General features: G+C 63.7%; 3 protein-coding genes. 1 reads left to right on the top strand and 2 read right to left on the bottom strand.

What is annotated here, in order from left to right; genetic code table 11:
• Positions 1-13: 13 nt before the first annotated feature.
• On the bottom strand, positions 14-1,420 hold the full coding sequence (locus KVQ82_RS13245; RefSeq protein WP_313902822.1) for an efflux transporter outer membrane subunit: 1,407 nt from the start codon (positions 1,418-1,420) through the stop codon (positions 14-16).
• 85 nt (positions 1,421-1,505) lie between these two features.
• Complete coding sequence (locus KVQ82_RS13250) at positions 1,506-2,300, bottom strand: helix-turn-helix transcriptional regulator (protein ID WP_198758282.1); 795 nt, start codon at positions 2,298-2,300, stop codon at positions 1,506-1,508.
• 488 nt (positions 2,301-2,788) lie between these two features.
• On the opposite strand from KVQ82_RS13250, the gene KVQ82_RS13255 reads away from it, so the two are divergent.
• Positions 2,789-9,202, top strand: coding sequence for a non-ribosomal peptide synthetase (locus tag KVQ82_RS13255; RefSeq protein ID WP_222019101.1), 6,414 nt, complete (start codon positions 2,789-2,791; stop codon positions 9,200-9,202).
• Positions 9,203-9,446: the final 244 nt, after the last annotated feature.

The following is a 9,446-nucleotide window of genomic DNA, read 5'->3' on the forward strand; positions in this document are numbered from 1 at the left end:
AAGTGACGGGGGGCTAATGAAAATTCGCCTCATCGGCCCGCCAGCCGCCGCCCAGCGCGGTGTACAGGTTGACCTCGGCGACCAGTTGCGCGAGCCGATCGGTGATCAGCCCCTGCTGTGAACTGAACAGCGAACGCTGCGCATCGAGAAACGTCAGGCTGCTGTCGACGCCATTCTGATACCGATGCTGCGCCAGGTTGTAGTAGTCCTGAGTGGCCTGCACCAGATCGCGTTGCGCCTGCAATTGCTGCTGATAAGTGCTGCGCGCCGCCAGGCCACTGGCGACTTCCTGAAATGCGGTCTGAATCGATTTCTCGTATTCGGCGACTGCGACGTCTTTCTGCAATTTCGAATAATCCAGGCTCGCGCGCAGGCTGCCGGCGTTGAAAATCGGCAGGTTGATTTGCGGCTGGAACGTCCAGGCGCCGGAGCCGGCGCTGAACAGCCCGGACAGATCGCGGCTGGAGGTGCCGGCACTGGCGGTCAGGCTGACACTGGGGAAAAACGCCGCGCGCGCCGCGCCGATATTGGCGTTGGCCGCCTTCAGTTGGTACTCGGCCTGGAGAATGTCCGGGCGCCGTTGCAGCAGATCCGACGGCAACCCGGCCGGCAGTTGCCGGATCAGATCGCTGGCCAGTGGTTGCGCCGGCAGTTGTTCGGGGACTGGCGCGCCGACCAACAGCGTCAGGCTGTTGAGATCCTGCGCCACCTGGCGTTTGTAGCGCGCCAGATTGGCTCGCGAACTGTCGACGCTGGTCTTGGCCTGCGCCTGTTCCAGCGCCGAAGACTTGCCGGCGTCACGGTTGCGCGTGGTCAGGCGCAGGCTCTGTTCATCGGCGGCGAGGGTCTGGCGCGTCAGTTCGAGCAACTCCTGATCGGCGCGCCAGGTCAGGTAGGCATTGGCGACGTTGGCCACCAGACTCAGCTCGGCACTGCGCCGCGCCTGCTCGGTCGCCAGCCAGGTTTGCAGCGCCTGCTCGCTGAGGCTGCGCACCCGGCCGAAAAAATCCAGCTCATAGGCACTGACGCCGAGATTCGCCGCATAGGTCGAATTGATCATGGCTTTGCTGCGGGTCACGCTGGGCGGCAGGCGTTGGCGCGACTCGCTGGCATTGGCCGACACTGCCGGCAGCAGATCGGCGCGCTGGATCCGGTACTGCGCCTGGAACGCCTCGACGTTCAGCGCCGCCACGCGCAGGTCGCGATTGTTCAGCAGTGCGCTTTCAATCAGCTGTTGCAGCGCCGGGTCGTTGAACAGCGTGCGCCAGTCTTCAGTGCGCGCTGCGGCGGTTGTCTGTGTCGGGTAAATCGCGCCTTGCGGGTACTGCGCCGCGCTCGGTGAGGCCGGACGCTGGTACTCGGGAATCAACGAACAACCGGCCAACAGGACGGCGAGGGACAGCAGGGACATGCGCAACATCGAACGCTCTCATGCAGAAAAAATACGTGCCGGGGACTCAGTCTCCACACACCCTCGCGAACACCGTTGAAGCCTGACTTCGCCGTTACGCCCCCGCCATCCAGCGCGCCAGGCCATGCCGTCCGCTGACGCCCAGTTTGGCGGTGGCACGCTTGAGGTAGGTCTCGACCGAACTGCTCTTGACCCGCAGCTGCTCGGCCAGTTGCGGCACAGTGCCGCCGGTCAGCAGCCCGAGGCAGACTTCCTTTTCCCGGGCCGAGAGGACAATGGCGCCCAGCGCCAGGCGCTCGTCGAACACCTGCTGCAACGGCGCCTGCTCCAGATCGGCCAGGGGCAGGCGCGGCTGTTTGGCGATGATCTGCCGACTGAGCTGCGCGTGCCGCTCGATCAGCGGCAACAGGGTGTCGGACAGGCTTTTGAGAAACGACAGCTCCGGCAGGGAAAACACCCGTTGCGTATGCGGTCGGTAGAACGAGATGACACAACGGCGGTTGGAGGTGCGCGACACCAGATTGCACTGGTGCACGCTGTGCTGCGGATGGCGGGGCTGGAGTGAGGCTTTGAGTTGAATCAGCAGGGAATCATTCATCTCGATCATCTTCTGCAATAGCGGATGATCGTCCGGACTCGTCAACGGGTCTGGCGGCGGAAAGGTCTGCGGCAGGCCAGCGCTGCCCAGCGCCTTGATCTCGACCACGCTGGCCTGGCGTTCGTCCAGCGTCCACTCGCTGAGATCGACGCGATTGACCGGCACCAGGGTGTCGACCAACTGGAACAGGTTATTGGCGAAATGATCATCGCCGGTGCTGGCAATCAGTTCCCCCAGTTGCCAGTAGAAGTGCGGGTTTTCCATGTTGCGAATGCTGCCGGTCAGATTCATATCCTTGTCATCCCTGGTTCCGAGTCATCACCGAGTCGTCCGCTGTTGATGCAAAAGCCGCCCACGCAATCGTCTCTCCTTGAAACTGATCTGGGGCGGGATTTAAGCCTATGGATTTGTCCTACGTCTGTAGGGGAAAACAGGGACACAAAGTGCCATCATTTCTGAAAGTTGGCGCCGGCCTTCTGACGGTGCCTGGTACAGCGGTCGCGCTTTGCGTGACTGTTCGGTCACGGCAAAGGCTTGAAAACCGGGGCAGTTACGTTTTCATGTGCTGACTGCGCTGGTCGATGGCGGCGTCAGCGTGTGGCATTTTTCCTACAAGAATTTCAGTATTTCCTCTCCGAACTTTTAGTGTGTTCCCACCCAATCAGGCTGTTCAAGCGCGGACTGGCCGGCGCGGGGGACGAGGTTGTCCGGGTTTCAGGTGTCATGTCGGCCTCGGGGCCGATGCTTGAATAGGCGCAAAATCACCTGAGAAGGATCTTATGCCGCCTATTTCCGCCCCTGCGGTGGCCACGCCGTCCGCATCGCTCCAGACTTATCCGCTGACCGCTGCGCAGCTGGATATCTGGCTGGATCAGCTGAGTCGCGGTGATTCGCCGCTGTACAACATCGGCGGCTACATGGACCTCAGTGGCCCGCTGGAGCCGGCCCGGATGCAGGCCGCGCTGGAAGCGCTGGTGGCCCGGCATGACGCAATGCGCACGATGCTGTTGCCCGGCGCCGGTGCAACAGGCTTGCCACTGCAGCAGTTTGCCCGGTCAGTCGCGGTGCCGATGCCGATCCACGATGTGTCGACGCACGGCGAGCCTGAATCGGCGGCGCGGCGATTGGTTCAGGCGCGCATCGATCAACCCTTCGTGCTGGACGGCGGCTGCCTGTTCCGCTTTCAGTTGATCCACCTCGATGACCAGCGACATTGGTTAGCCGTGCAGGCTCATCACTTGATCTTCGATGGCTGGAGCTTTGGCGAAATGTTCAAGTCGCTGGACGAGATCTATAACGCGCTGGCGCACGGACAACCGGCACCAGTCGCGGCGCCGTCGTACATCGACTTCATCGAAGACAATGCGCGCTACCAAGCGTCGCCGCGTTATGCGCAGGATCGCGCCTACTGGCTGGACAAGTACCGACAAATGCCCGAACCGCTGTTGCTGCCGCGGCACCCGCAGCGCCAGACCGGCCCCGCCGCGCAGACGCAGGTCTACACGCAGCCCTTGCCGACGCTGCTGCACGAGCGCATGAAGCAGGTGGCCCGGTCGTACGGTGCCTCGGCGTTCCATGTGCTGCTGGCGGCGCTGCATGTCTACTTCAGTCGCAGCACGCAGCGTGACGAATGGGTGGTGGGGCTGCCGATTCTCAACCGCTCCGGCGCGCGCTTCAAATCCACCCTCGGGCTGTTCGCCCAGGTCAGCGCGGTGCGCATGGGTTTCGGTCGCGAATCTACCTTCGCTGAACTGGTGAGCGCGATCCGTGATGAGCTGCGCAAGGATTTCCGCCATCAGCGCTTCCCCGTGAGTGAAATGAACCGCGCCCTGGGTTTGCTGCGCGAAGAGCGCTCGCAGCTGTTCGAGGTCACGGTTTCCTACGAACAGGGCACCCACGATTATCGCTACGGCGAGGCATCGGGACGGATCATCAAGGCCTCGAACGTCGAGGAGGCCACGCCGCTGGCGGTGCACCTGCTGAGCAACCTTGCCAATGATGATGCGCGCCTGTACCTGATCTACAGCGAGGCGTATTTCAGCGCCGATCAAGTCAAGGCTCTGGCGGAACGCTGGTTGTTGATTCTGGAGCAGGGGCTGGAGGCGGTGAACCTGGCGGTGGCGGATTTCGACCTGAGCACGCCCGAGGAAACCGCGCTGCTGCAACAGTGGAATGCCACGCGGGTGGACTACCCGGCGCCGACCCCCCTTGCGCAGCGTATCGAAGCGCAGGCGATGCTGCGGCCGCAGGCACTGGCGGCGACTGCTCAAGGGCAATGCCTGAGCTATATCGAACTCAATCAACGCGCCAATGCGCTCGCTCATCATCTGCTCGACCTCGGTGTGCGCCCGGATGACCGGGTAGCGATCATCGCCCGGCGCGGGCTCGACACACTGGTCGGGCTGTTGGCGATTCTCAAGGCTGGCGCCGCTTATGTACCGCTGGATCCGGCGCATCCGGCCGAGCGCCTGAGCTATCTGCTGGAGGACAGCGCGCCCATCGCGGTGCTGACCCAGCGTGCGCTGCACGGGCATTTGCCGGCGTTGTCGGTGCCGGTGATCGAGCTGGATCAGCCGACCTGGCCCGCCGAACATGTCGGCGCGCCGAAGGTGCCGGGGCTGACCCCGGCCAACCTCGCTTATGTGATTTACACCTCTGGTTCAACCGGCCTGCCCAAGGGGGTGATGGTCGAGCATCGCACCCTGTGCAATCTGGTCGATTGGCACGCTGACGTTTTCGACCTGCGCGCCGGCAGCCATACCTCGAGCCTGGCCGGCTTCGGTTTCGACGCGATGGCCTGGGAAGTCTGGCCGGCGCTGTGCGTGGGCGCGACCCTGCACCTGGCGCCGGTCAGCGAGGGTGGCGAAGACATCGATGCGCTGCTCGACTGGTGGTGTGCGCAGCCGCTGGAGGTGAGCTTTTTGCCGACCCCCATCGCCGAATACGCGTTCAGCCGCCAACTCGCTCACCCGACGTTGCGCACGCTGCTGATCGGTGGCGATCGCTTGCGCCAGTTCCCGCGTCAACAATCCTTCGAAGTGATCAACAACTACGGGCCGACCGAAGCCACCGTGGTGGCGACCTCGGGTCGCATCGACGCCGGGCAGTCGCTGCACATCGGCAAACCGGTGAGCAATGCCACGGTGTATCTGCTGGATGAACAGCAGCAACCGGTGCCGCTGGGCGTGAGCGGCGAGTTGTACATCGGCGGGGCCGGCGTGGCTCGCGGTTATTTGAACCGCGCCGACCTGAGCGGCGAGCGCTTCCTGCGCGATCCGTTCAGTGCTGAACCGGGGGCGCGCCTGTATCGCACTGGCGATCTCGCACGCTGGCGCGCCGACGGCAATCTGGAATACCTGGGGCGCAATGACGATCAGGTGAAAATCCGTGGCGTGCGCATCGAACCGGGGGAAATCGAGAGCGCACTCACCAGCCATCCAGCGGTGCGCGAAGCGGTGGTGCTGGTGCGCGACGGACAATTGTTGGCGTGGTTCACCGAGCGGGCGCCGTTGAACATCAATGAACTGCACGCACACCTGAAAACCCGCCTGAGCAGCGCCATGCTGCCGAACGCCTACGTGCGTCTGCCGGCGCTGCCGCTGACCGCCAACGGCAAGGTCGATCGCAAGGCGCTGCCCGCGCCCGAGGCAGGAGATTTGATCCGCCGCGAATACGAGGCACCGCAAGGCGAGGTCGAAATCGCCCTGGCGCAGATCTGGGCCGAAGTCCTGCAAGTGGAGCGGGTCGGGCGTCACGATCACTTCTTCGAACTGGGCGGGCACTCGTTGCTGGCGGTGATGCTGATCGAACGCATGCGTCAGCTCGATCTGAGCAGCGACGTGCGCGTGCTGTTCAGCCAGCCGACGCTCGCTGCACTGGCCGCTTCGGTCGGCAGCGGTCGGGAAATCGAAGTGCCGGCCAACCGCATCGCCGCCGATTGCACGCACATCACGCCGGCGATGTTGCCGCTGGTACAACTGCAGCAGATGGACATCGAGCGGATCGTCGCCAGCGTTCCGGGTGGCGCCGCCAATGTGCAGGACATCTACCCGCTGGCGCCATTGCAGGAGGGGATTCTCTACCACCACATCACTGCCGCGCAGGGCGATCCGTACCTGCTGCAGTCGCAACTGGCGTTCGACAGTCTTGAGCGCGTCGAGGCCTTCGCTGCGGCGCTGCGCGAGGTCATGGCGCGCCACGACATTCTGCGCACTTCGGTGCTCTGGGAAGGCCTGACCAGCCCGGTGCAAGTGGTGTGGCGCGAGGCGATTGTGCCGTTGCAGGAGGTCGAGCTTGATCCGTGTGACGGGCCGATCCTTGAACAGTTGCACGCGCGTTTCAACGCCCGGCATTATCGCCTCGACGTCAGTCAGGCGCCGTTGCTGCGTCTGGTGTATGCCCGTGATCCGGCTATGGAGCGAGTGGTGGGGATTCTGCTGTTCCATCATCTGGCCATGGACCACATCGCCCTTGAAGTGATGCGCGGCGAGTTGCAGGCCAGCCTGTGCGGACACACTGTGGCGTTGGCGCCGCCAGTGCCGTATCGCAATTACGTGGCGCAGGCGCGGCTGGGCGTCAGCGAGCAGGAACACGAGGCGTTTTTCCGAGCGCAACTGGCGGACATCGACGAGCCGACCCTGCCATTCGGGCTGATGGAAGTGCAGGGCGACGGACGCGGCATTGACGAAGCGCAGCAGACCCTGCCGGCTGACGTCTATCAGCGCTTGCGCACCCAGGCGCGTCAGGCCGGGGTCAGCGTGGCGAGCCTGATTCATCTGGCGTGGGCGCGGGTGCTGGCGGCGACGTCCGGCCAGCAGCGCGTGGTGTTCGGCACGGTGCTGATGGGGCGCATGCAAGGCGGCGAGGGCGCTGACCGCGCTTTGGGCGTGTTCATCAACAGTTTGCCGTTGCGCATCGATGTCGATGCCGGGGTGCTGGACGCCGTGCGCGCCACCCACGCGCGACTGACCGCGCTGCTCGGGCATGAGCACGCGTCGCTGGCACTGGCCCAGCGCTGCAGTGGCGTCGCTTCGCCGTCGCCGTTGTTCAGCGCGCTGCTCAACTACCGGCACAGTGACGAAACCGAACTGCTGGAGCCGTCGCGGCAAGCCTGGCAAGGCATTGAAACCCTGGCCAACGAAGAGCGCACCAACTATCCGCTGACCATGAGCGTGGATGATTACGGCAACGGCTTGCGCCTCACCGGCAGGGCCGTGGCGCAGATTGGCGCGCAACGGATTTGCGGCTACATGCAAACCGCGTTGCACGGTTTGCTGCAGGCCCTGGAACAGACACCGCAGCAGCCGTTGAACCGCTTGCCGATCCTGCAAGCCGAAGAGCTGCAACGCTTGCTGATCACGTTCAATGCCACTGAGGTCGATTGTCCGCTGGGTCAGCCGTTGCACAGGTTGTTCGAAGCCCAGGTGCGGCGTAAATCGCATGCCGTTGCGCTGCAGGCCGCTGGGCGCAGTCTGACGTATGGCGAACTCAACGAACGCGCCAATCGTCTGGCCCATCACCTGCGCGAACTCGGTGTGCAACCGGATGCGCGGGTGGCGATCTGTGTCGAGCGCGGGCTGGATCTGGTGGTCGGTCTGCTGGGGATTCTCAAGGCCGGCGGCGCTTATGTGCCGCTGGATCCGGACTATCCGCTGGAGCGCCTGAACTACATGTTGCAGGACAGCGCGCCTGTCGCACTGTTGGTGCATGGCCCCACACGGCAATTGCTGGGTGAGCCGGGTGTGACGATGATCAATCTGGATCACGGCAGTTGGGAGCCGCAGCCGTCAGACAATCTGCAGGTGCCGGGCCTGAGTGCTTCGAACCTCGCTTACATGATCTACACCTCGGGTTCTACGGGGTTGCCGAAAGGCGTGATGATCGAGCATCGCAGTGCCTGCAACATGGTGCATTGGGGTTCGCAGCTCAGTCCGCCGACCGAACACGGCGCGCTGCTGCAAAAAGCGCCATTCAGCTTCGACAGTTCGGTGTGGGAGATCTTCTGGCCGCTGTGTTCCGGGATGCGTCTGGTACTGGCGCGACCGGACGGCAACCGCGATTCGGCGTATGTGGTGCAGACCATTCGTGAGCAGCAGGTCACCGTAGTCAAATTCGTTCCGGCGCTGTTGCAGCAGTTCATCGAGCAGGACGATGTCGAGCAGTGCACCAGCCTGACCGATGTGCTCAACGGTGGTGGCGAACTCAGTGCAGCGCTGGCCCGCCAAGTGCGCGATCGCCTGCCGTGGGTGCGTTTGCATAACGTCTACGGTCCGACTGAAACCACGGTGGACAGCACCGGCTGGACGCTGGAGCCGGACATGCCGGTGCCGGACAACGTGGTGCCGATCGGCACCGCACTGAGCAATACCCGGTTGTACGTTCTCGATGCCTACGGTCAACCCGTGCCACAAGGCGTCAGTGGCGAGTTGCACATCGGCGGCGTTGGCGTGGCGCGCGGTTATCACCGACTGCCGGAGATGCAGGCCGAGCGCTTCATCGACAGCCCGTTTGTGCCGGGGGATCGGCTGTACCGCACCGGGGATCTCGCGCGCTACAACAATCATGGGGAACTGGAATTTCTCGGCCGCAACGACTTCCAGATCAAGCTGCGTGGCTTGCGTCTGGAACCGGGAGAAATCGAGGCGCGGTTGATCGAGCATCCGGCAATTCGCGAGGCGGTGGTGATGATCCGTGATGAGCGTCTGGTGGCCTGGTACACCGTGCGCTCGGGCGTAGAAGCACCCAGTCTGGAGGCTTTGCGGGCGCATGTGCTGGAGCGTTTGCCCGAGTACATGGTGCCCGGTGCGTTCGTAGTGCTCGACGCTTTGCCGCTGACACCGAACGACAAGATCGACCGCAAGGCCCTGCCGGAACCGGGGGCAGATGCGGTGATCAACCGCCCATACGTGGCACCCCAGGGTGAAGTCGAAACCGCGCTGGCGCAGATCTGGGGCGAGGTGCTTGGCGTTGAGCAGGTCGGACGGCACGACAACTTCTTCGAACTGGGCGGGCACTCGTTGCTGGCGGTGAGTCTGGTGGCGCGCATGCGCCAGAGCGGATTGCACACCGACGCCCGGGCGCTGTTCAGTCAGTCGACCCTGGCGGCGCTGGCGCTGAGCACCACACCCGAGGCGCAGCAAGTGGTGATCCCGCCAACCACCATCCCGAGCCTCACCCGCAAACGGCGGCTCTGACCCAAGTCCCTGTAGGAGCTGCCGAAGGCTGCGATCTTTTGATTTGGCTTTTAACAGCAAAATCAAAAGATCGCAGCCTGCGGCAGCTCCTACAGGCTGATTGCGGCGACCGAGCCGGACGCTTGTCCCCGCTTCCCATGTCAGCCCCGCAAGCCCCGATGTTTTAGTTTTTCCAGGCTGCGCACAGCAGGCACGGACTCGCGGCTGCGCGCTCCTTTTTCTCGTATTTACAGCAGGTTATCCC

Origin of the sequence: Pseudomonas sp. AO-1 (assembly GCF_019775695.1) — a bacterium.
Taxonomy (GTDB): Bacteria; Pseudomonadota; Gammaproteobacteria; order Pseudomonadales; family Pseudomonadaceae; genus Aquipseudomonas; species Aquipseudomonas parakoreensis.

Bases quoted from the DNA above. Each gene is read 5' to 3' on its own strand.
- KVQ82_RS13250 (WP_198758282.1), bottom strand. From the start codon at position 2,300: ATGAATCTGACCGGCAGCATTCGCAACATGGAAAACCCGCACTTCTAC.
- KVQ82_RS13255 (WP_222019101.1), top strand. From the start codon at position 2,789: ATGCCGCCTATTTCCGCCCCTGCGGTGGCCACGCCGTCCGCATCGCTC.
- KVQ82_RS13245 (WP_313902822.1), bottom strand. From the start codon at position 1,420: ATGTTGCGCATGTCCCTGCTGTCCCTCGCCGTCCTGTTGGCCGGTTGT.